We start from the raw sequence: 21781 nt of genomic DNA on the forward strand, positions 1-21781 counted from the left end.
ATCGTCGGGCCGTGTGGGAACTCCTCACACGGCCCGCGCGTTTTCTGTGCGTACGTTTTCTCGGTTCCCGGACATGATGTCCGACCGAGGGGCTACGGTATGCACCCACAAGGTGACATGCAGCAACGCCGGGAGAAACCTTGAGCGTTCCGTACGAGACGGCAGCGTACGAACCACCCGAGTCGCCCGAGTCTCCGGAGGAGCATCTCGAGCGACTCCTCGGCCGTGCCCTGAACTCCTTCGAGCTGCCGGACGAGACGATACAGCGGCTGGACTGCGCGCTGGCGCACGACAGTTCGCTGCACTCCGCGCACCACAGCGCGGGGCTGCACCGCGAGACGTACCGGCACACCTGGCTGCTCGTCGACGGCTCGGCGCTCACACTGTGGGAGCTCGTGCACAACACCGCGCCGGGCAGCGCCGCGCAGCACGAGGTGTATGTCGACGAGGAGGAGCTGCGCGCGGCCACCGCGCGGCTGCCGCTGTCGCCGGACGCACCGGACTTCGAGCTTCCCGTGACGGTGCAGCTCTCGCCGATCCCCGCGCCGCGGCACGCGTATGTGCCGGACGACTCCGCGGATCATGCGCGCCGGCTGCTGCGCCGCGCGGAGAACCCGGACCGGCCGGGCGCAGAGACGGCCGCGCTGCTCGCGACGGCGTTCGCGCACCAGATAACGCAGGCCTTCGGACGCCCGTGCCGGGCGGGCCGCGCGGGGCTGTGCTTCTCGCTCTACGAGCACGCGTTCCTGCTGCGTGACGGCGCGGAGGTCTCCCTCTGGGAGGTCGAGCACACGGCGACGCCCGACGAGCGGCACATGTGCGAGGTGTACGTCAGCGAGGACGCGGCCCGGGACGCGATGGAGCGGCGGGCGGCTCAGGTCTCCTGAGCCCTGGAGCCGGCCGTGCCGGTCGGCTAAGTCCGCTGCGGTTCGGCAGCGCCCCGTCAGGGGCGCAGGGCTGTGTCGATGTGCGGCTCCGCCGCGATGGGGGTCCCCCCCGCTTGAGCGAAGTCGAGAGTGGGGGAGCGACCAGCCACGACGGTGTCGCAGACGGTCGACGTCACAGCCCCCGCGGCGGAGCCGCACGTCGACACAACCAGCGAAGCGCTCAGCGCCTGCCGCTCAGCTGTCGTACCAGGCCCGCGAACGCGTCCCGCTCCGCCGGGGTCAGATCGACGGACTCCCGATGGGGAGGGGCCAGCCGCTGGTGCGGGAAGGCGCGCAGCGGGGTGCGGCCGGTGAACCACAGGGTGCGGCAGGTCAGCCACAGACCGGCCCCGGAACGGCCGCGGCGCACCAGGCCGACCAGGCCGAGCACCCAGACGACGGCCGCGAAGGCGAGGGTGGCCAGGCCCAGCGACTGGAGGATCGAGACGTGCTCATCGGGCATGCGCACCAGTAGACACCACGGTCCGGGACTTTGGTCCCGGACCGTGATGTATCCCACCAAAGGGACATGTGCACCCGGCGGTTACGCCGCCACCGGCTGCTTCGCCTGAGCCGTCGACGTCGACGTGTCGTCCGCCGTGCCGGGGCTCACGGCCCCCGGTGCCGGCTTGCGCATGCCCTTCAGGAAGACCACCAGCGTGGTGGTGACACACACGCCGACCGCGATGGCGATCAGGTAGAGGAAGGCGTTGCCGATCAGCGGGACCACGAAGATGCCGCCGTGCGGGGCGCGCAGGGTGGCGCCGAAGGCCATCGACAGGGCGCCGGTGATCGCGCCGCCCACCATCGAGGAGGGGATGACGCGCAGCGGGTCGGCCGCGGCGAACGGGATCGCGCCCTCGGAGATGAAGGAGGCGCCCAGCACCCAGGCCGCCTTGCCGTTCTCGCGCTCGGTCACGGTGAAGAGCTTCCCGCGGACCGTGGTGGCCAGCGCCATAGCGAGCGGCGGGACCATGCCGGCGGCCATCACCGCGGCCATGATCTTCATCGCGGAGTCGCTCGGGTTGGAGACCGCGATACCGGCGGTGGCGAAGGTGTACGCGACCTTGTTGACGGGACCGCCGAGGTCGAAGCACATCATCAGGCCGAGCAGCATGCCGAGCAGGATGGCGTTGGAGCCGGAGAGGCCGTTCAGCCAGTCGGTCATGCCCTTCTGGGCGGAGGCGATGGGTTTGCCGACCACGACGAACATCAGGAACCCGACGATCGCCGAGGAGATCAGCGGGATCACCACCACCGGCATGATGCCGCGCAGCACCGCCGGGATGTTGATCTTCTGGATCGCCATCACGACACCGCCGGCGAGCAGACCGGCGACCAGGCCGCCGAGGAATCCCGCGTTGATCGTGGAGGCGATCATGCCGCCCACGAAGCCGGGGACGAGACCTGGCCGGTCCGCCATGCCGTAGGCGATGTAGCCCGCCAGGACCGGGACCAGGAAGCCGAAGGCCACGGCGCCGATCTGGAACATCAGGGCGGCCCAGCTGTCGGTCTGCGTCCACACGAAGTGGTCCATGACCGAGGGCGCCGACTTGATCTTGTAGCCGCCGATCGCGAAGCCGAGGGCGATCAGCAGACCGCCGGCCGCGACGAACGGGACCATGTAGCTGACGCCGGACATCAGCCACTTGCGCAGCTTGGTGCCGTAGCCCTCGCCGGACTCACCGGCGCGCTCGACCGGGGTGCCGGGCGCGGCCCCCGCGGTGACCTCGCCCCTCTCGGCCTTGCCGCGCACCTCGGTGATCAGCTGGCCGGGCCGGTTGATGCCCGCCTTCACGCCGACGTCGACGGTCGGCTTGCCGGCGAAGCGTTCCTTCTCCCGTACGGGCACGTCGTGCGCGAAGATCACGGCGTCCGCCGCGGCGATGACGGCCGGGTCGAGCCGGGTGAAACCGGCCGAGCCCTGCGTCTCGACGACGACCTCGACGCCTGCCTCGCGGCCCGCGTTCTCCAGCGACTCGGCCGCCATGTACGTGTGCGCGATGCCGGTCGGACAGGAGGTGACGGCGACGATACGGAACGGGCGCTCGTCCGGCTCCTCGGCGGAGGGGGTGGCCGCTGCGGATTCGGAGGAGGCCGCCTTCGAATCCGCAGCGGAGTCTTCGGGACCGGCGGCCGCGGAGGCCTCGGCCGGTGTCTCGTCCCCGCGGATGAGTGCTGCCGCGGCCGCCGCGTCGCCCGCCGAGCGCAGCGCGTCGGTGAACTCGGCGTTCATCAGCTGCCGGGCCAGCGACGACAGGATCGTCAGGTGGGCGTCGTCGGCGCCGGCGGGGGCCGCGATCAGGAAGATCAGGTCGGCGGGCCCGTCCGCCGCGCCGAAGTCGATGCCGGCGGCGCTGCGCCCGAAGGCCAGCGTCGGCTCGGTGACGTGCTCGCTGCGGCAGTGCGGGATGCCGATGCCGCCGTCGAGGCCGGTGGGCATCTGTGCCTCGCGCGCGGCCACGTCGGCGAGGAAGCCGTCGAGGTCGGTCACCCGGCCCAGGGCCACCATGCGCTCGGCGAGGGCACGCGCCGCCGCTTCCTTCGTATCGGCGGACAGGTCGAGGTCGACCAGGTCCGCGGTGATCATGTCGCTCATCGCGGGCTCCTTCGCACGCGTATCGCCCGGGGGGTGGGGTGGGCGGGGGTGGGGACGGGGGTGCTGCGGGGGGTGGGATCAGTGGGGGTGGAGGCGGGGCCGGGGCTGCGCTCTCCCGGGGGACAACCCCCGGACCCCCGGCCGAACAGCAGGTCAGCCGGAGTGACCGGTGCAGACATCGCGATTGCCGTCCTGAGTAACGGGGAGCCTCGCCGATTGCCGGCCTGTGGCGGTCCGCACAGCACGGGATACGTCATGACACCGGCTCCTTGAGTACGAGGTCCACCGGCACGTCGGCCGTCACCGTCACCGCCGCCGGATCCAGATCCCGTGGGGTCGGCATCACACTGCCCGGCAACTGGACGGCCGCCGCGCCGTGGGCGACCGCCGAGGCGAGGGCCTCCGGGCCGCTGCCGCCGGCGATCAGGAAACCTGCCAGGGAGGAATCGCCGGCACCCACATTGCTGCGTACGGCGTCCACTCGCGCGCTGCCGAACCAGACGCCCGAGGCGTCCACGAGCAGCTGCCCGTCGGCGCCCAGGCTCGCGAGGACGGCGCGCGCGCCCATCTCACGCAGTTCCTCGGCCGCCTTCACCGCGTCACCCACGGTGAACAGGGGGCGCCCGACGGCCTCGGAGAGTTCCTCGGCGTTCGGCTTCACCACATCGGGCCGCTCGCGCAGCGCCGCCAGCAGGGCGGGCCCGGAGGTGTCCAGGGCGATCCGTGCGCCCCCGGCGTGCGCCCGGGCGACGACATCGGCGTACCACGCCGGCGCGAGCCCCCGCGGCAGACTCCCGCAGCAGGCGATCCAGTCCGCGTCGGGCGACTGCCGGTGCACGGTGTTCAGCAGCAGCTCCTGCTCCTGGGCCGACAGCTCGGGACCGGGGGCGTTGATCTTCGTGAGCACCCCGTCCGCCTCCGCGAGCGCGATGTTCGAGCGGGTGGCCCCGGCGACCGGGACCGGCGCGACCTCGATGCCCTGCGCGTCGAGCAGATCGGCGACGAGCGCGCCCGGCGCGCCGCCCAGGGGCAGCACCGCTACCGTGCGCTGCCCGGCGGCCGCGACCGCACGCGAGACGTTCACACCCTTGCCGCCCGGGTCCATGCGCTCACCGGTGGCGCGGATGACCTCGCCACGGTCGAGCGAGGGGACCTCGTACGTACGGTCCAGGGACGGGTTCGGGGTGACGGTGAGGATCATGCGCACTCGTTTCCTAAACACACAGCACTTCAGTGCCACCGCGCTCGATGGCGGTGGCGTCTTCCGGGCTCAGCCCACTGTCGGTGATCAGCAGGTCCACGTCGCTCAGATCGCCGAAGCGGGCGAAGTGCTCCTGGCCGTGCTTGGACGAGTCGGCGAGCAGCACCACCCGGCGGGCCGCGGCCACCGCCGCGCGCTTGACCGCGGCCTCGGCGAGGTCGGGAGTGGTCAGCCCGTGGTCGGCGGAGAAGCCGTTGGCCGCCACGAACAGCACGTCCGCCCGGATCTCGCTGTAGGCACGCAGCGCCCAGGCGTCCACGGCGGCGCGTGTACGGTGCCGTACACGCCCTCCGACCAGGTGGAGCTGGATACCGGGGTGGTCCGCGAGGCGGGCCGCGATCGGCAGGCTGTGCGTGACGACGGTGAGCGACGCCTCCAGGGGCAGCGCGGCAGCGAGCCTCGCCACCGTCGTACCGGCGTCGAGGATCATCGTGCCCTCGCTCGGCAGCTCCGTGAGGGCGGCCTTTGCGATGCGGTCCTTCTCGTCGGTCGAGGTGCCCTCGCGCTCGGCGAGGTCCGGCTCGAAGTCGAGCCGCCCGGCCGGTATGGCACCGCCGTGCACCCGCCGGACGAGCCCCGCGCGGTCGAGGGCCTTCAGGTCCCGGCGGATCGTCTCCGCCGTCACCTGGAACTCCTCGGCCAGCGACAGCACGTCCACCCGCCCGCCGTCACGGGCAAGCCGGAGAATCTCCTGCTGCCGCTCCGGTGCGTACATGTCCGTTCGCCTCCGACTCATGCCCGAACTTGTGGTTTCACCCGGAGGCTACGCCCCGATTTCCGGAAAGTAAACAGGTTCGGGCGCCACTCAGACACAAACGGGCATCACTCATGCACGCGGCTTGCTGATCTGGCTGGTCGAAGCGGTACTGAAGGAGCAGAGCCCCTCCCCTCGGCGGGCCCTCCCTCCCAAAGCGCCCCCCGTACATCGCCGAGCCCTCACCACAGCCCTGCTGGAGTGCGTGGAATCGTCCGCACACCCTGCCCCTGCACAGACTCGGGGCAGGGTGTCAGGTGCGCTACCGGACTGAAGCGAGATCCTCCTGGTGAGCGGGGGCGTCCTGCGTGCCCCCGGTGCGCAGCTCGGTGGCATCGGCCTCCTCCACCGGCACCCCCGCCTCCTCGGCCCGCTTCGGCAGGGCGAACATCAAGACGAAGATGGCCCCCATCACCGCGGCAACCCACCCCAGCGCATGCTGGAAGGCGTTCACGAATGCCGGACCCACCTCGGACCGCGTCAGCCGGTCGCCGATCTCCCCGAAGAACACCACCGAGACCAGCCCGAGCCCCAGCGCGTTCCCCATCTGCTGCACGGTGTTGATGAGCCCCGACGCCGAGCCGGCGTGCTCGCGCGGCACGTCCGACAGCACCGCGTCCGTCAGCGGGGCGACGATCAGGCCCATGCCCACGCCCATCACGATCAGGGGCAACGCCATCTGCCAGGAGGCGATGGCGAGGCCGTAGCGGCCGGACTCCCAGATGTAGAGCAGGACGCCCGCGGCCATGAGCAGCGCGCCCGCCTGGAGCACCTTGCGGCCGAAGCGCGGCACCAGCTTCTGCACGGACAGGCCGGCCGCCGTGGAGACGGAGATCGAGAACGGCACACCGGTCAGACCCGCCCGCAGTGGGCTCCAGCCCAGGCCGGTCTGCATGTACAGCGTCCACACCAGGAAGAACACCCCGAGCGCGATCCCGAACACGGTCTGCACGGCGATACCGGCCGCGAAGCTCTTCACCCGGAACAGCGAGAGCTCCACCAGCGGAGATCCGTCCCGTACGGCCTTGCGCCTCTCGTACGCCACCAGCACCGCGAAGACGACCAGCGCACCGGCCATCGAGACGTAGCCCCACAGCGGCCAGCCCAGCTCACGACCGCGGGTGAGCGGGTAGAGCAGCATCGTCAGACCGAGGGTGACGAGGGTGACCCCGACCAGGTCCAGCTTCAGCGCCCGCGGTGCCTTCGACTCGGTGATGAAGCGGCTGCCGAGGACCAGGCCCGCGATGCCGACCGGGAGATTGATGAGGAAGATGGGCCGCCACTGAAGACCCCACAGGTTCCACTCCGTCAGCAGCGCGCCGAGCAGCGGACCCGAGACGGCCCCGAGCCCCACGATCGCGCCGAACAGCCCGAACACCTTGCCCCGCTCGTGCGCCGGGAAGGTGGCGTGCACGATCGACAGGACCTGCGGCACCATCATCGCCGCCATACCGCCCTGCAGGATCCGGGAGGCGACGAGCATCTCCGGGTTCGCGGCGAAGCCGCACAGCGCGGAGGCGAGGGTGAAGCCGCCGATGCCGACGAGGAACAGCCGCTTGCGGCCGTGGATGTCGCCGAGGCGTCCGCCGGTGATCAGCCCCGCGGCGAAGGCGAGCGCGTAACCGGCGGTGATCCACTGGATCTGGCTGACGGAGGCGCCGGCGTCCCGCTGGATCGACGGGATCGCGATGTTGACGATCGTGACGTCGACGAGGTCCATGAAGGCCGCGGTCATCACGATGGCAAGGGCGAACCAGCGCCTGCGGTCGCCCGCGGCGGGCCGGGCACCCGGGGTGCCCACGGAAACGGATGGGATCTCGGTGGAGGTCATACCCCGAAGCTAGACCCCTACTAGGTCAGATCATGTCCTACTTCTGCGGCATGCTCTCACCATGACGACGGACACCCCGGCCCGACTCCTCCAACTCCTCTCCCTCCTCCAGACTCCCCGGGAATGGCCCGGCGGCGAGCTCGCCGATCGGCTGGGCGTGTCGCGGCGCACGGTCCGGCGGGACATCGACCGGCTGCGCGAGCTCGGCTATCCGGTGCAGGCGACCCTGGGTGCCGAGGGCGGCTACCGCCTGGTCGCGGGCAAGGCGATGCCGCCGCTCGTCCTCGACGACGAGGAGGCGGTGGCGATCGCGGTCGGTCTGCGGGCCGGTGCCGGGCACGCCCTGGAGGGCGTGGACGAGGCCTCCGTACGGGCCCTCGCGAAGCTGGAACAGGTGCTGCCCTCTCGCCTGCGTCACCGAGTCTCCACGCTCCAGGCCGCCACCACTCCGCTGACCAGCGGGGACGGGGCGAGCATCGCGCCCGAGACGCTGACCGTCATGGCGTCCACGGTGGCCGGGCACGAGCGCCTGCGCTTCGCCTACCGCGCCGGCGACGGCACCGAGTCACGACGCCTGACGGAGCCGTACCGCCTCGTCTCGACCGGCCGCCGCTGGTACCTCGTCGCGTACGACCTCGACCGCGCCGACTGGCGCACGTTCCGCGTCGACCGGGTGAGCGATCCCTTCGCGACCGGCGCACGGTTCACCCCGCGGGAGCTGCCGACAGGAAGCGCGGCGGAGTACCTGCGCCGCTCGATGCAACGACACCAGGAGTCGTACGACTTCGAGGTCACCTTCACGGCCCCCGCGGAAACGGTCGCGACCCGCGTCCCGTCCTGGCTGGGCACACCGGAACCGATCGACGAGGGCACCTGCCGCCTACGGGGCCGGACGAGCGACGCGGCGGACTGGCTGGCAGTACGGCTGGCCCTACTGGGCTACGAGTTCACGGTACGGGAACCAGCCGAACTGGCGGAGAGCGTACGTGAGTTGGGCGGACGGCTCATGCGGGCCGCGGGTGGGTGAGGCGCGCCCGGGCCGGCCAAAGGGGCGCGGGGCTGTATCAATCTGCGGCTCCGCCGCGATGGGGGTCCCCCGCTCGAGCGAAGTCTCGGTGAACCGGATCAGGGTGCGGGACCAGTTCCCACGAGGCCGGCGGAGACCCCTGCCCCCTGCGTCAGCGTGTGACGCACGGCGTGCTCCAGGGCCTGCGGAACCGAGAGCGGCGGGGCGAGGGGGGACCGTCTCACCTTGGGAGGGTTAGCGAAACGTGACGATCATATGGCAGAGTGTCACGCGCATGTCCGGCGCCCACGCGACGTCGGGCACCCTCCGCAATCGGGTCGCACGGCCCGTTTGACCAGCGTCCGGAGGGACGTGCCACCCGGACTGACGGCTCCTGCCGTTCGGCACCAGGGCACGAAGACGATTGGCCACCCGTCCTGAGCAACGCTCAGACCTCCAGGCGAATCAGAGACGCTGTGCCGCTGTGGCACACATGACGGCGGGCCACCCCAGTGTTCAGGTCTGGGGTGGCCCGCCGTCATGTGTGTCCCGGCGAGATCCCAGCACGCCCCCGAAAGAGAACCGGGCCCCGGCGCCCGGGGGGAGGGGCGCCGAAGCCCGGCTCAGGGGGAGTCCCGCCGCCGGGGGGGGATGTGCGTCGGGACTTGGTCCAGTGGTTGCAGTGGTCCGGTCGTTCAGGGGGCGGGATGATGCCGAACTCCTGTGCCCTGAAGTCTTGTTCCCTGCGTTCTGACGGTTGAAGCGGCGTTGAACCGCCATGTTTGCGCGGTCTTTCGCCACCCGGCGTGCGCGGCCAGGGCGTCGTACGCCACCCCACACTCACCAGGTGCCGTACGCGCCCCGTGACCGCTCGTCAGGCCGCCGCCTCGAAGCCCGTGCTGCGTGCCAGCTTCTTCAGCTCCAGCAGGGCGTGCTTCTCGATCTGCCGGATCCGCTCGCGGGTCAGACCGTGCTCCTTGCCGACCTCCGTCAAGGTGCGCTCGCGGCCGTCGTCGATGCCGTAGCGCATCTTGATGATGGACGCCGTGCGCGGGTCGAGGCGGCCGATGAGGTGGTCGAGTTCCTCGCTGCGGAGCAGGGTGAGGACGGACTGCTCGGGGGAGACCGCGGAGGTGTCCTCGAGCAGGTCGCCGAACTGGGTCTCGCCCGCGTCGTCCACCGCCATGTTCAGCGAGACCGGGTCGCGGGCCCAGTCCAGGACGTCGATCACACGGTCCGGGTTCGAGCCGAGCTCGGCGGCGATCTCCGCGGGCTCCGGGTCGCGGCCGTGCTCGCGGTTGAACTCCCGCTGCACACGGCGGATCCGGCCCAGCTCCTCCACCAGGTGGACGGGCAGGCGGATGGTGCGCGACTGGTCCGCTATCGAGCGGGTGATCGCCTGACGGATCCACCAGGTCGCGTACGTCGAGAACTTGAAGCCCTTGCGGTAGTCGAACTTCTCGACCGCGCGCACCAGACCGGCGTTGCCCTCCTGGATCAGGTCGAGCAGGGGCAGACCGCTACGGGGGTAACGGCGCGCCACGGCCACGACCAGGCGGAGGTTGGAGCGGATGAAGATGTCCTTGGCGCGCTCACTGTCGTCGACGAGGGCCTGCAGCTCCTCGCGGGTGGCCTCGGCCTTGGACTCCTCGTACCCGTCGAGAACCTGTCGCGCGAACACACCCGCCTCGATGATCTGGGACAGCTCGACCTCCTTGGCGGCGTCGAGCAGCGGTGTGCGCGCGATCTCGTCGAGGTACATGCCGACCAGGTCACGGTCGGCGATCTCGCCGGCGTGGGCGCGAACACTGCTTGCCGCGTCGGCCGTCTCGCCGGTGGCGGACTTACGACGGGCGACGGCACGGGTTGCCATGCGTGCTCCCTTGCGATGGTGGGCTGGCGGGTGGTCTCTCAGACGCCGGGCACTCGCCTTCGAGTGCCGCTGAGCACTTTGGTCGGGTGCCCTGCATCCGATGGAAACAACGACTGGAATCCGGACAGAATTCCCAACCCGCACCCCGATTTTTCTGATCATGCAGTACCCTGTCCGGCCACGGAGGGAGGCCTGATGGTGTCGGAACGTACAGAGGTGCAGGTCAGACCGGGAGCCGAGGAGGACCTCGACGCTCTCACCGACCTCTACAACCACTACGTACGTGAGACGCCCATCACATTCGATACCGCCACCTTCACTCCGGAAGAGCGCCGTCCTTGGCTGCTCTCCCACCCTGTAGACGGGCCGCACAGGCTGATGGTTGCCACGGATGCGGACACACAGGAAATTCTGGGCTACGCCACATCCAGCCCTTATCGCGTGAAGCCGGCCTACGGGACGTCGGTCGAGGTCACGGTGTACGTAGCCCCGGACGCGGGCCGTCGCGGCATCGGCACACTCCTGTACAAGGCGCTCTTCGAGGCCCTGGCGGACGAGGACCTGCACCGCGCCTACGCGGGCATCGCACAGCCCAACGAAGCGTCCACGCGGCTGCATGAACGCTTCGGGTTCCGGTACGTCGGCACGTACCGGGAGGTGGGCCGGAAGTTCGGCAGGTACTGGGACGTCGCCTGGTACGAGAAGGACCTGTAGGCCCTGCAGGCCCGCACGGGCCTCGAGGCCTCAGCCGAACTGCACCGACCGCTTCGCCATGCCCATCCAGAAGCCGTCGATCACGGACTTCTGCGCGTCCAGCTCGCCGGTGACGTCCGCCGCGCCCATGGTGACGAACAGCGGGGCGAAGTGCTCGGTGCGCGGGTGGGCGTAGCGGCCGGCCGGGGCCTTGTGGAGGAAGTCGAGCAGGCCGTCCCAGTCCCGGGCTTCCAGTGCCTTCCGCCCCCAGTCGTCGAACTCCGAGGACCAGGTCGGCACTCCCCCGCCCGTGTGGCGCAGCGCGGCCAGGTTGTGGGTGAAGAAGCCGGAGCCGACGATCAGCACGCCCTCCTCGCGCAGCGGCGCGAGCTTGCGGCCGATCTCCATCAGCTTCACCGGATCGAGGGTCGGCATCGAGATCTGCAGGACCGGGATGTCGGCGGCCGGGAACATCTCGACGAGCGGGACATAGGCGCCGTGGTCGAGGCCGCGGTCCGGGATGTCCTGCACGGGTGCGCCCGGGGCGCGTAGCAACTTCCGTACGGACTCGGCGAGTTCGGGTGCGCCCGGAGCCTCGTACTTCACCTGGTAGTAGTGCTCGGGGAAGCCCCAGAAGTCGTAGACGAGCGGGATCGTCTGCACCGCGCCCAGCGCGAGCGGGGCCTCCTCCCAGTGGGCGGAGACCATGAGGATCGCCTTGGGGCGCGGCAGGTCGGCGGACCAGGCGGCGAGTTCGCCGGGCCAGACCGGGTCGTCCGCGAGCGGCGGCGCACCGTGGCTGAGATAGAGGGCGGGCATGCGCTCCTGAGTGGCGGCGGACATGGCAGTGACTCCCAATGCTTGAACTCTCAAACTCCCTGCTTCAGAGCATACGCCGCGTTTGTTTAATGTTCAAGGAGACCTCTCGTACGATGGATACATGAATACGGCACCCACATCCGCTGAAGAGGCACCCGCGGCAGCGAAACCCGCCGACCAGACCCGCTGGCTCACCGACGACGAGCAGCGCATCTGGCGCTCCTACGTGCACGCCACCACACTCCTCGAGGACCACCTCGACCGCCAGCTGCAGCGGGACGCGGGCATGCCGCACATCTACTACGGGCTGCTGGTCGGCCTCGCAGAGGCCCCGAGCCGGCGGCTGCGGATGACCGAGCTGGCCATGAAGTCGAAGATCACCCGGTCCCGTCTCTCGCACGCGATCGCGCGGCTGGAGAAGAACGGCTGGGTGCGGCGCGAGGACTGCCCCTCCGACAAGCGGGGGCAGTTCGCAGTGCTGACGGAAGCGGGCGCCGAGGTGCTGGGGCGGACCGCGCCGGGCCATGTGACGGCCGTACGGCAGGCGGTGTTCGAGCGGCTCACTCCAGAACAGCAGGAGTCCCTCGGCGAGATCATGCAGATCGTCGCCGAGGGCCTCCAGCCGAGCGATGCGGGCGCGGACCTGCCCTGGCTCCGCTGAGCCGCTCACTCAGGGAGCCAGGGCAGTTCCTGGGGTCGTACGCGGGAGGCGTCCCCTTCCTCTCGCGTACGGATGGTTCCGAAGGGGTACGGCCGGACGGCCGCCGTCAGTGGGCGACCACCGGGACGGCCAGCTCGTCCTCGACCTCGCCGGAACCGGAGCCGGTCACGACGGAGGTGTCCGGGCGGCCGGCGTTCACGAAGGTCACGACGATCGCGGCGGCGAGCACCAGCATGCCGACGGCGAACCAGATCGCGTTGGTGTAGCCGTGCACCGCGCCCTGCATCTGGACCAGCTGCGCCTGCGACTTGGAGGTCGCGCCGGCGATGTGGTCCTTGATGTACGACGTCGTCGCGGAGGCGGCGATCGTGTTCAGCAGGGCCGTACCGATCGCGCCGCCCACCTGCTGCGAGGTGTTGACCATCGCGGAGGCGACACCGGCGTCACGGGGCTCGACGCCCAGGGTGGCCAGGGACATGGCGGGCATGAACGCCGTACCCATGCCGAGACCGAGCAGCAGCATCGCCGGCAGGACCGTCGAGGCGTACGACGAGCCGATCTCCAGCCGCGTCAGCAGCAGCATGCCGATCGCGGCGACCAGGAAACCGGGGCCCATCAGCATCCGCGCCGGGACCCGGGTCATCAGACGGGTGCCGATCTGGGTCGAGCCGATCATCATGCCCGCGATCATCGGCAGGAAGGCAAAGCCGGTGTTGATCGGCGAGTAGCCCTTGATGACCTGCAGGTAGTAGGTCAGGAAGAGGAACGTGCCGAACATCGCGATGATGGCGATGCCGAGGGAGAGGTAGATGCCGCCGCGGTTGCGGTCGGTGACCACGCGCAGGGGCAGCAGCGGGGCCTTGACCCTGGTCTCGGTGATGACGAACGCGATCAGCAGGAGCGCGGACGCGACGAACAGGGAGACGGTCGTGGTGTCGCCCCAGCCGTCGGACTCGGCGCGGGTGAAGCCGTAGACCAGCGAGACCAGGCCGAGGGTGGAGAGCAGGACGCCCGGGATGTCGAGCGGGTTGCGGTTGCGGCCGCCCTCCGGCTCACGGATGACGAAGTACGCGCCCAGCGCGGCCACGATGGCGAACGGGATGTTGACGAAGAACGTCCAGCGCCAGTCCATGTACTCGGTGAGCACGCCGCCGAGTATGAAGCCGACGGCGCCACCGCCACCGGCGATCGCACCGTAGATGCCGAACGCCTTGGCGCGCTCCTTGGCGTCCGTGAACATCACGGCGAGCAGGGAGAGCGCGGCGGGCGCGAGCAGGGCACCGAAGACGCCCTGCAGGGCACGGGCGCCGAACATCATGGCGCCGGAGGTCGCTGCACCGCCGAGCGCGGAGGCGGCGGCGAAGCCGACGAGACCGACGACGAAGGCACGCTTGCGGCCCCACAGGTCGGCGATCCGGCCGCCGAACAGGAGCAGACCGCCGAAGGCGAGGGCGTAGGCCGTGACGACCCACTGCCGGTTGCCGTCCGAGATGCCCAGGTCGGTCTGGGCGGACGGCAGGGCGATGTTCACGATGGTCGCGTCGAGCACGACCATCAGCTGGGCGAGCGCTATGAAGACGAGCGCTTTCCAGCGATTGGCGTCGCCGGTGTTCTCGACGGCGCCTGGAGCCTTTGAGGCTGTTGCAGACATGGGGATACCCACTTCGGGACTTTTTCGTGACGGAAAAAAGGCGTCTTACGGGGACGGCTCGTCTACGGGCTTCCGGCGACGGCCTGTGAATCGGTGTTCGGTTCTAGTGACTGGTCTGGTGTGCGGAACTAATCGCAGGGCCGGCGCAGATCCTCCACGGTCACGGGTGCGCCCGGCAGGACCGAGCGGGCCGGGGCCCGCAGTCCGTCCAGGAACAGCTGCAGATGGCGGTGTACGAAGCGGTCGTTGACGAGGCAGTCGGTGCCGGCCGGGGGCCGGCTGAGCTGCGCCACGACGATCATGAGGTCCCCGACGGCGACGTCGGGGCGGAGCTGGCCGGCCTCCTTGGCGCGGTCCATCAGCTCCTTGACGGTCTGCTCGACCCGCTCACGGGCCGCTTCGAGATCGGGATGGTTCTTGTCGAAGGTGCTCTGGACCATCGGGCACAGCGCGCTGATCCGCTCGTCGGCGGCGGTGTGCACAAAGCGCTCGAGCGCCTCGAAGGCGTCCCCGGTCTCGGCGAGCGCATGCTCGGCCGCCTCCGACGTCCGGTCCATGACGGAGCAGACGACCTCGCGGACGAGTGCGTCGCGGTCGGGGAAGTTGCGGTACACCGTGGCATTGCCCACGCCGGCCCGGCGGGCGATCTCGTCGAGCGGCACCTCGGGGCCGAACTCGGTGAACATCTCCCGGGCGGCGGCGACGATCCGCTCCCGGTTGCGCAGGGCGTCGGCGCGCGGCCGGGCCACCTTGCGCTGCGGGGGCTTCGCGGTCGTCGTGGCGGTCACGGCGGACTCCTCGGGTGGCTGGTCTGACATCCGCGATCCGGGGAGTCGGTCCCCGTTTCGCTCGTACACGTGACTAAACGGGGAGACGCTCCCCGCTTATTTCAGGTTGACGGAGAGATTTGATGTGACCTGAGTCACATCACCACCCGTCTCGCCTCTCGCCGCCCGCCTCTCGCCGAAACCCACGTTCGGGCTCCTCCAGCGCGCGCCCACGCAGCCCCCGAATCAGGGTGATCGAAAGGGCGCAGTCCGATGCCGCCGGCTGCCATGGACGAAGGACGCGTGCATGCAGCTGAGCCGTCGGATACGTCCGCGCCGCGCGGCCGCCCTCGCGTCCGTGACCGCCCTGACCTTCGCGGTCAGCACCTCGGCCGGCACCGGACATCTGACGGCGCGGTCCACGACGGCCGGGGCGGGCCCGATCGCCCCGGCCCGCAGCGCCGTGCTCGACCCCTGCATGATCAGAGGCGGTCACGCCATCCAGCTGTCGGAGGGCGTCCCGACCGGCACCGGCTACTCCCGCTCCACGGGCACCGTCCGCGCCCTGACCCTGATGGTCGACTTCTCCGACGCACCCGGCCCCGGCAACGCCCTCGACCGCTTCCACGAGTTCTTCCCGAAGACCCGCCAGTGGTTCCGCATCGCCTCCTACGGCCGTCTGGACTACCGCCCCGAGACCCCCGTCCGGCACTGGCTCCGCATGCCGAAGCCGTTCAAGGCGTACGGCATAGAGCGCGGCGCCCCCTTCGACTCCGGCTACCGCGAGCTCGTCCAGGACATCGTGAGCGCCGCCGACCCCAAGGTGAACTTCCAGGAGTACGACTTCCTGAACGTGCTGGTCACGCCGAACGCCGGCCCGTCCGCCCTGGACACGGTCCTGTCGGTGACCTTCGCCGGCAACACGGAGGCGCCGGTCGCCGACGGCGTCCCCGTCGCCAACGCCTCCTTCGTCTACTCCCGCCAGGACGACGGCTCCGGCTCCTACGGCAGGACCGGCTACCGGGTGCTGCCGCACGAGAACGGCCATGTCTTCGGCCTGCCCGACCTCTACACCCAGGCGGGCGGCGGTGCGGTCGGGCACTGGGACATCATGAGCGAGGACTGGGGGGCCAACAACGACCTGCTCGGCTGGCACAAGTGGAAGCTCGGCTGGCTGGACCCGTCCCAGGTCAGCTGCGCCTCGCGGCACGGCACCACGGAGCACACGCTGACGGCCCTGGAGCGCGCGGGCGGCCCGAAGATGGTCTTCGTACCGCTCAGCAGCCGCACCGGGTACGCCGTGGAGGTACGCGTCCGCGCGGGCAACGACGAGGCCGTGTGCCGCCCGGGCGTACTGATCTACAAGGTGGACGCAAGCGTGGACACCGGCATGGGACCGGTGAAGGTCTACGACTCCCGGCGCGACAGCGGCGGCTGCACCCGCAGCCCCAACGTCCACGCGGAACTCTCGGACGCGCCCTTCACCCCGGGCGAGGTCTTCAAGGACCCGAAGCGGGGGATCCGGATCACGGTGGCGGGGACGGCCGGCTCCGGAAGCTCCCGCAGCTACCGGGTGCTGGTGACCCGGCGGTGAGCGGCCAGCGGTGGACGAGCAGCCCGCAGTGGACTGATGAGGCGCCCGCAGTGATCCGGTGAGGCGCCCGGAGTGACCAGGCGAGAAGCCCGGAGTGAAGGTGCCGCTTCTCCGCATTACGGTAGGCGTGCCCCGACCGCCGTACCGGAGACCCGATGCCCGCGAAGCCCACGATGGACGCCGACGCCGCTTCTCCCGCCGTACGGACCGCTTCTGCCGCCGTACCGGCCGGCTCTTCCGGCGTACCGGCCGAGGCGGTCGCGCCGCTCATCCGTGGGGTCGCCGTGCTGCGACGGCTGACCGAGGCCGGCGGGACGCTGAGCCCGAGCGCCCTGGAGCGGACCACGGGCCTCGCCCGCTCCACGGTCGACCGGATCACCGCCACCCTCGCCCGGATGGGATACGTCCGCCTCGACGGCCGGGACGTGATCCTGACCCCCCGTCTGATGGAACTGGGCAACGCCTACCTCTCCGCCCTGCGGCTGCCCGCCCTGCTGGACGCACGCGCCGACGCCCTCGCCGACGAACTCGACGAATCCGTGTCCCTGGCGGTCGCCGACCGCGACGGCATCCGCTTCATCCACCAGGCCACCCGCCGCCGCGCGATGTCCCTCAGCTTCCGCATCGGCGACCTGCTGCCGGCCGAACGCACCGCGCCGGGTTCCCTGTTCGCAACGGAGTGGACGCAGAACGACTGGCGGGAATGGCGGCGGCGCAGGGCGGCGGACCCGGACGGAACGCTCTTCCCGGACGTACCACCACTCCAACACGCCGCCCCCGACGAGGACTTCGAGCAGCGCGTGGCCGAATCGGCCGCGAACAGCTGGGCCTTGGACGACCAGCTGATCGAACCGGGCCTGGTCGCGGTGTCCGTCCCCGTACGGGACCCCCGCACCGGCCGTATCGCCTGCGCGGCGAACGTGGTGAGCCACACCAGCCGGCACACCGCGGCGGACCTGCGCGACACCCTGCTCCCCCGGCTGCGGACGGCGGTACGGGCGATGGAGGACGACCTGCGCGAGGTGCCGCCGCCTCAGCCGTCCGCCGCGCCCTCCGGCCTCGCGACCTGGACCGGCGCCTCGAAGCAGGAACTGGGCAGGGAGTTCGTCGAGTCCCTGGCACGCGGCCTGACGGTCCTGACGGCCTTCGGTGAGGGCCGCGCCGCCCTGACCCTGACAGAGGTGGCAAAGGCGACGGGCCTGGCCCGGGCGACGGCACGCCGAGCCCTGATCACATACGAGCACCTCGGTCTGGTCCACGCACAGGACCGCACCTTCGCGCTGACCCCACGCGTCCTGTCCCTCGGCTTCCCGCCCCTCTCCCGCACGTCCCTCCCCGAGATCGCGGCCCCGCACATGGCCGAACTGGCCCAGAGGGTCCACGAGTCGACGTCCCTGGCCGTGCTGTCGGGCGACGAGATCCAGTACACGGCCCGAGTCGCCACGAGCCGCATCATGAGCGTGAACATCACGGTGGGCACACGACTGCCGGCCTACGCGACGTCAATGGGCCGCGTACTGCTGTCGGACCTCCCCCCGGCGGACCGCCCCCTCCCCACCCTTCTCCTCCCCCTCACCCCCCGCACCCTGACCGACCCGGAGGCCCTCGCCCGCCTCCTCACCGAGGTCCGGTCCCAGGGCCACGCCCTGGTGGACGAGGAACTCGAGGAGGGCCTCCGCTCGATCGCAGTCCCGGTCCGCGACCGCACGGGCCGAGCGGTCGCCGCCCTGAACGTGGCCATGCACGCGGCCCGCCACACGCCCGAGGAGTGCGAGCGGGACATCCTGCCCCAGCTCCGAGCCACAGCGGCCCGCATCGAACAGGACCTCCATGTGGCGGGCCGCTTCACCCGAGTACCGTTGACCTGAGCCCACACAAACCGCTCAAGTTCGGTACGACAACGGCTTCTTAATGCCGACCGGTGGTCATGACCGCCTCACCGCAGCAGTAATCGCTTGCATAGATCTTTGGCTCACTCCATGGGCCCTGCTACGGGTGCCCTGTGACGGATCGCCATACCCAGGAAGAGCGAGAACCTGTACACTCGCCCGGAGACGGGAACTAGTGGCCTATTGACATCCACTTCGTGGTGATGGTCATGATCCGTAGTGGTTCAGGAGCTGGTCGGGGGGCTGGTGTAGTGGCTGCGGCTGCATGCGATATTGCTGAATCGTTTGACTTTGACCGCTTGGAATGCCAGGCCGCTGGGTCTCGCAGCCGGCAGGCCGGTAATACCGAACACGCATTCCTTGAACCACGATTGTGACCCTATGCCGGCGCGCCAAGGCGGCAAAGCATGACCGATCTCGATAACTGGCTGACATCACCATGGAACGGAACTCGCGGGGGCCCTGGTGATGAAAAACGCCGTCGCCGACAGCCAAGTCCATTGACGAGGTCCTGTCCTAGGCTAATCCGGGGGAATCCAGTGGCTATCCGGGGGGAACTAATGCCGCAAACCTTGCTGAGCAAGCCTTGCTGAGCGTCCATGGCCCTAAACGGCCAGTGGTGGGGGACTTTTCTGAGCCAATGGTCCCCACAGTCGATGAATTGGACCACTGCATCATTCACGCCCTGCGTATCGACGGTCGGGCGCCGTTCAGCCGGATCGCCGAGGTTCTGGGCGTCTCCACGCAAACAGTCGCCCGTCGCTACGGGCGGCTGAGCAGCGAGCTGGCGCTTCGCGTTGTCGGGGTGGTGAACCCGCGGCAACCGTCAGGTGGGAAGTGGATTCTGAGGCTCACGGCCAGCCCGAACACCGCTCAGAGTGTCGCGTACAGCCTGGCTCGGCGGGACGACACCACCTGGGTGCGGCTCGTGTCCGGGGGGACCGAAATATGCTTCGTCATGAACTCCGCGGCGCACCATACGCTGTTGTTCCGCGAGATCCCTCGTGTGGCCAACATCGCCGAGGTGTCGGCGCACCGCCTGCTGCATACCTATTTAGGCGGTCCCACCGCATGGCAGGGGCACACTACCGCTCTCACCAACGAGCAGCAGGAACACCTACGCCGAGCACTCGACTCGTCAGATGACGCCGACGAGCCCAAGCTCCGCTCATCCCTGACCCAGGCGGACTGGCACGTGCTGGATGCGTTGCAGAACAACGGCCGCATCAGCTACACGGACCTCGCCGCCGAGACCGGCCAGTCTTCCTCGACCATTACGCGCCGACTCGCTGCTTTGCAGGCCAGCGGCATGCTCACCTTCGACGTCGAGATCAGTGCGGAGGTATACGGCATCACCACGCAAGCCCTGCTGTGGATGTCTGTCGCCCCCGCGCACCTGAACCAGGTAGCGAGCACCCTGGTCCAGCACAGGGAACTGGCCTTCCTGGCCTCTACCACCGGCCCGACCAACCTGGTGGCCCTCGTCCTGTGCAAGAGTCCCAGTGAACTGCATGCCTACCTGGCGGACAGGCTCAGCGCGCTGGACTCCATCCGCATGCTCGAAACAAGTCCTGTCCAGAGGACTCTGAAAACCTGCAGTCCGTTCCTGCAAAGCAGCCCCAGACGGAGCAATTCAGCCTGACGCGGGTTCGGAGCCTCCATCAGTCGATCAACCCAGGGTTTCAGCAGGGTGCGAAAGCTGATGACGTGGCCTGGCCTGCGTGAAGTGCGCTGAACCACCGCACCCGTCGGATGCGGCGCTCGCCACGCCCGGAGCCGGTCTTCCCTGGCTGAACTCCCGCCGAGTTCAGCCAGAGGAAGCGGCGGCGACGTGCAGGAACGCGGCGCCCGGGGCTCGGCCCCGCAATCATCAAGGTGAGTGGCCGGCCTCTCGGCAGCCCAGAGTCATGCGTGGTTGTAGACGAGGTGGGCGATGCGTTCGGCGATCATGATCGTGGTGAGGTTGGTGACGCTGGAAGGCACGTACGGAATGATCGAGGCGTCCACGACACGCAGGGCGGCGATTCCGTGCACGGCTCCGCGGGAGTCGACGACGGCCTGAGGCGAGTCGGCGGCACCCATGGGCGCGGTGGAGGTGGGGTGACCGTAGATGGAGAGGCTGGATTCGATCACCCGCGTCAGTTCCTCGGCGTCGTCGGGCAGTTCGCGCGGCATCAGAAGCCCGGCGAGCGACGGCGCGAGTGCCGGGCCACGGGCCAGATCACGGGCAATGCGTACGCCTTCGAGCATGCGTCGGCGGTCACGCTCGGTGCCGAGGTAGTTGTGGTCGATCAAGGGCTGGGCAAGCGGATCGCGGCTGGCGAGGCGCACCGTGCCCTCCGCCTCGGGGAGCACAAGAGCCGTGGACAGGGCGATGACGCCGCCGGCGGGCATGAACGGAGCCCCGTTGGGATGCACGGCGACGACGTTCAGGTCGAGTTCACCCTCCGCGGCCTCGCTGGAGGCGGTCCACAGCAGTGCGCCGAGGGCCGGAGCCATCTCCCCTCGCCCCGGGGCGAGTGCATGGACCGCGGGGCAGAAAGGGTGGTCTTGCAGGTGTTGTCCGACGGGTAGGTCGGCGAGGGGCTCGATGCCGAGCGACGCCAGTTCGCCGGCGGGGCCGATGCCGGAGCGCAGCAGGATCGCCGCGCTTCCGTAGGTCCCGGCAGAGAGGATCACCTCGTCGGCATGGTGCACGGTCCCGTCGGCGGTGACCACTCCGGTCGCACTGCCAGCGCGGAACAGGACCCGGTCGACGGTGACGGCACCGTGCACCGTGAGGTTCGGGCGAGCGCGCACCTCAGCGGTGAGGTAGACCAGTGCGGTGTTCTGTCGGATCCCATCGAGGACGTTGACCGCGAAGGCTCCGACGCCGTCCTGCTCGGCACCGTTGAAGTCGGTGATCCGCTTGTGGCCAAGGGCGACTGCGGCGTCGATGAAGCCACGATGCGCGGGGGTCAGCTCGGAGTCGGTCAGTTGGCGCACGGGCATCGGCCCGCTTCGCCCGTGAAACTCGTCCTCGCCGGTGGGGGTGTTTTCCAGGGCGCGGAAGTACGGCAGGACGTCGGCGAAGCTCCAGTCGTCGAGCCCGTTCTCGGCCCAGCGGGCGAAGTCGCGGGCGCGGGCACGGAGGGCGGCGCCGGCGTTGACGGCGGAACTCCCGCCCATCACCTTGCCGCGCAGGGCGACCATCGAGGGGGTCAGTCGCCCGCCCCGCGAGGTGTATCCCCAGTCGTGATCGAGATCGGCGATGCGGTTGGCGTCGAGCAGCGCGTCGGGGAACTGGGTGGCGCCGTAGTCCGGCCCGGCCTCGAGCAGCACGACGCGCCGGGCGGGGTTCTCGCTCAGGCGCGCGGCGAGCACTGCGCCGGCGGACCCGCCGCCGACGATCAGAGCGTCGGCCGGTTCGACGGAGTGGGACAAGGTATGGCCCTTTCGATCTCGTTGGAGTGGGAGG

General features: G+C 69.9%; 17 protein-coding genes and 1 pseudogene. 7 read left to right on the forward strand and 11 right to left on the reverse strand.

Going from position 1 to position 21781, the window contains the following annotated elements; genetic code table 11:
- Positions 1-140: 140 nt before the first annotated feature.
- Positions 141-887 carry a DUF6227 family protein gene (locus tag EDD92_RS20590; protein WP_123965680.1) on the forward strand — a complete coding sequence of 249 codons (747 nt, stop codon included), beginning with the start codon at positions 141-143 and terminating at the stop codon, positions 885-887.
- Positions 888-1107: 220 nt separating this feature from the next.
- On the opposite strand, the gene EDD92_RS20595 is transcribed toward EDD92_RS20590, so the two are convergent.
- The 5 genes from EDD92_RS20595 to EDD92_RS20620 all read right to left on the reverse strand — a co-directional run bounded on the left by EDD92_RS20595 (position 1108) and on the right by EDD92_RS20620 (position 7371).
- The gene (locus tag EDD92_RS20595; protein ID WP_123965681.1) at positions 1108-1389 is read right to left on the reverse strand and encodes a hypothetical protein; all 282 of its coding nucleotides are present in this window, start codon (positions 1387-1389) and stop codon (positions 1108-1110) included.
- Positions 1390-1470: 81 nt separating this feature from the next.
- On the reverse strand, positions 1471-3525 hold the full coding sequence (locus EDD92_RS20600) for a fructose-specific PTS transporter subunit EIIC (RefSeq protein WP_123965682.1): 2055 nt from the start codon (positions 3523-3525) through the stop codon (positions 1471-1473).
- Between the two features lie 253 nt (positions 3526-3778).
- Entirely contained in the window at positions 3779-4726 is a 948-nt protein-coding gene (gene pfkB / locus EDD92_RS20610) for a 1-phosphofructokinase (protein WP_123965683.1), read from the reverse strand.
- 13 nt (positions 4727-4739) lie between these two features.
- On the reverse strand, positions 4740-5501 hold the full coding sequence (locus EDD92_RS20615; RefSeq protein ID WP_123970468.1) for a DeoR/GlpR family DNA-binding transcription regulator: 762 nt from the start codon (positions 5499-5501) through the stop codon (positions 4740-4742).
- A 301-nt stretch (positions 5502-5802) separates the two neighbouring features.
- A complete protein-coding gene (locus tag EDD92_RS20620) occupies positions 5803-7371 on the reverse strand; it encodes an MFS transporter (protein ID WP_123965684.1) in 1569 nt (522 codons plus the stop codon).
- A gap of 61 nt (positions 7372-7432) precedes the next feature.
- Here EDD92_RS20620 and EDD92_RS20625 point away from each other — a divergent pair, with 61 nt between their 5' ends.
- Positions 7433-8398 (forward strand): YafY family protein, encoded by a 966-nt coding sequence (locus EDD92_RS20625; RefSeq protein ID WP_123965685.1) that lies wholly within the window; start codon positions 7433-7435, stop codon positions 8396-8398.
- A 78-nt stretch (positions 8399-8476) separates the two neighbouring features.
- On the opposite strand, the pseudogene EDD92_RS52440 reads toward EDD92_RS20625, so the two are convergent.
- Both EDD92_RS52440 and EDD92_RS20635 read right to left on the reverse strand, forming a co-directional pair.
- A pseudogene (locus tag EDD92_RS52440) lies at positions 8477-8607 on the reverse strand (TetR family transcriptional regulator); the annotation flags it as partial.
- 644 nt (positions 8608-9251) lie between these two features.
- Positions 9252-10250: an RNA polymerase sigma factor RpoD/SigA gene (locus EDD92_RS20635; RefSeq protein WP_123965686.1), complete on the reverse strand. Its 999-nt coding sequence runs from the start codon at positions 10248-10250 to the stop codon at positions 9252-9254.
- A 195-nt stretch (positions 10251-10445) separates the two neighbouring features.
- Between EDD92_RS20635 and EDD92_RS20640 the strand changes: the two genes are divergently transcribed.
- A complete protein-coding gene (locus EDD92_RS20640; protein ID WP_123965687.1) occupies positions 10446-10964 on the forward strand; it encodes a GNAT family N-acetyltransferase in 519 nt (172 codons plus the stop codon).
- Between the two features lie 30 nt (positions 10965-10994).
- Here the strand turns inward: EDD92_RS20640 and EDD92_RS20645 are convergent, their stop codons facing one another.
- Positions 10995-11786 carry a dioxygenase gene (locus EDD92_RS20645; protein ID WP_123965688.1) on the reverse strand — a complete coding sequence of 264 codons (792 nt, stop codon included), beginning with the start codon at positions 11784-11786 and terminating at the stop codon, positions 10995-10997.
- A 97-nt stretch (positions 11787-11883) separates the two neighbouring features.
- Here EDD92_RS20645 and EDD92_RS20650 point away from each other — a divergent pair, with 97 nt between their 5' ends.
- Positions 11884-12423, forward strand: a complete 540-nt coding sequence (locus tag EDD92_RS20650) for a MarR family winged helix-turn-helix transcriptional regulator (RefSeq protein ID WP_123965689.1) — start codon at positions 11884-11886, stop codon at positions 12421-12423.
- A 106-nt stretch (positions 12424-12529) separates the two neighbouring features.
- Here EDD92_RS20650 and EDD92_RS20655 read toward each other — a convergent pair whose 3' ends face one another.
- Positions 12530-14074: an MFS transporter gene (locus tag EDD92_RS20655; RefSeq protein WP_123965690.1), complete on the reverse strand. Its 1545-nt coding sequence runs from the start codon at positions 14072-14074 to the stop codon at positions 12530-12532.
- 128 nt (positions 14075-14202) lie between these two features.
- Positions 14203-14892, reverse strand: coding sequence for a TetR/AcrR family transcriptional regulator (locus tag EDD92_RS20660; RefSeq protein WP_123965691.1), 690 nt, complete (start codon positions 14890-14892; stop codon positions 14203-14205).
- 256 nt (positions 14893-15148) lie between these two features.
- Between EDD92_RS20660 and EDD92_RS20665 the strand changes: the two genes are divergently transcribed.
- The 3 genes from EDD92_RS20665 (at position 15149) to EDD92_RS20675 (ending at position 19966) form a co-directional block, all read left to right on the forward strand.
- Positions 15149-16435 carry a M6 family metalloprotease domain-containing protein gene (locus tag EDD92_RS20665; RefSeq protein ID WP_123965692.1) on the forward strand — a complete coding sequence of 429 codons (1287 nt, stop codon included), beginning with the start codon at positions 15149-15151 and terminating at the stop codon, positions 16433-16435.
- Positions 16436-16590: 155 nt separating this feature from the next.
- On the forward strand, positions 16591-18303 hold the full coding sequence (locus EDD92_RS20670; protein ID WP_123965693.1) for an IclR family transcriptional regulator C-terminal domain-containing protein: 1713 nt from the start codon (positions 16591-16593) through the stop codon (positions 18301-18303).
- Positions 18304-18985: 682 nt separating this feature from the next.
- Positions 18986-19966 carry an Lrp/AsnC family transcriptional regulator gene (locus EDD92_RS20675; protein WP_260326633.1) on the forward strand — a complete coding sequence of 327 codons (981 nt, stop codon included), beginning with the start codon at positions 18986-18988 and terminating at the stop codon, positions 19964-19966.
- Between the two features lie 263 nt (positions 19967-20229).
- Here EDD92_RS20675 and EDD92_RS20680 read toward each other — a convergent pair whose 3' ends face one another.
- Positions 20230-21747, reverse strand: coding sequence for a GMC family oxidoreductase (locus EDD92_RS20680; protein ID WP_123965695.1), 1518 nt, complete (start codon positions 21745-21747; stop codon positions 20230-20232).
- Positions 21748-21781: the final 34 nt, after the last annotated feature.

The sequence above is a fragment of the Streptomyces sp. TLI_185 genome, assembly GCF_003814765.1.
Taxonomy (GTDB): Bacteria; Actinomycetota; Actinomycetes; order Streptomycetales; family Streptomycetaceae; genus Streptomyces.

Excerpts from the sequence above, each read along its gene's own strand:
- EDD92_RS20595 (WP_123965681.1), bottom strand. The coding sequence starts at position 1,389 with ATGCCCGATGAGCACGTCTCGATCCTCCAGTCGCTGGGCCTGGCCACC.
- EDD92_RS20600 (WP_123965682.1), bottom strand. The coding sequence starts at position 3,525 with ATGAGCGACATGATCACCGCGGACCTGGTCGACCTCGACCTGTCCGCC.
- pfkB (WP_123965683.1), bottom strand. The coding sequence starts at position 4,726 with ATGATCCTCACCGTCACCCCGAACCCGTCCCTGGACCGTACGTACGAG.
- EDD92_RS20615 (WP_123970468.1), bottom strand. The coding sequence starts at position 5,501 with ATGTACGCACCGGAGCGGCAGCAGGAGATTCTCCGGCTTGCCCGTGAC.
- EDD92_RS20620 (WP_123965684.1), bottom strand. The coding sequence starts at position 7,371 with ATGACCTCCACCGAGATCCCATCCGTTTCCGTGGGCACCCCGGGTGCC.
- EDD92_RS20625 (WP_123965685.1), top strand. The coding sequence starts at position 7,433 with ATGACGACGGACACCCCGGCCCGACTCCTCCAACTCCTCTCCCTCCTC.
- EDD92_RS20635 (WP_123965686.1), bottom strand. The coding sequence starts at position 10,250 with ATGGCAACCCGTGCCGTCGCCCGTCGTAAGTCCGCCACCGGCGAGACG.
- EDD92_RS20640 (WP_123965687.1), top strand. The coding sequence starts at position 10,446 with ATGGTGTCGGAACGTACAGAGGTGCAGGTCAGACCGGGAGCCGAGGAG.
- EDD92_RS20645 (WP_123965688.1), bottom strand. The coding sequence starts at position 11,786 with ATGTCCGCCGCCACTCAGGAGCGCATGCCCGCCCTCTATCTCAGCCAC.
- EDD92_RS20650 (WP_123965689.1), top strand. The coding sequence starts at position 11,884 with ATGAATACGGCACCCACATCCGCTGAAGAGGCACCCGCGGCAGCGAAA.
- EDD92_RS20655 (WP_123965690.1), bottom strand. The coding sequence starts at position 14,074 with ATGTCTGCAACAGCCTCAAAGGCTCCAGGCGCCGTCGAGAACACCGGC.
- EDD92_RS20660 (WP_123965691.1), bottom strand. The coding sequence starts at position 14,892 with ATGTCAGACCAGCCACCCGAGGAGTCCGCCGTGACCGCCACGACGACC.
- EDD92_RS20665 (WP_123965692.1), top strand. The coding sequence starts at position 15,149 with ATGCAGCTGAGCCGTCGGATACGTCCGCGCCGCGCGGCCGCCCTCGCG.
- EDD92_RS20670 (WP_123965693.1), top strand. The coding sequence starts at position 16,591 with ATGCCCGCGAAGCCCACGATGGACGCCGACGCCGCTTCTCCCGCCGTA.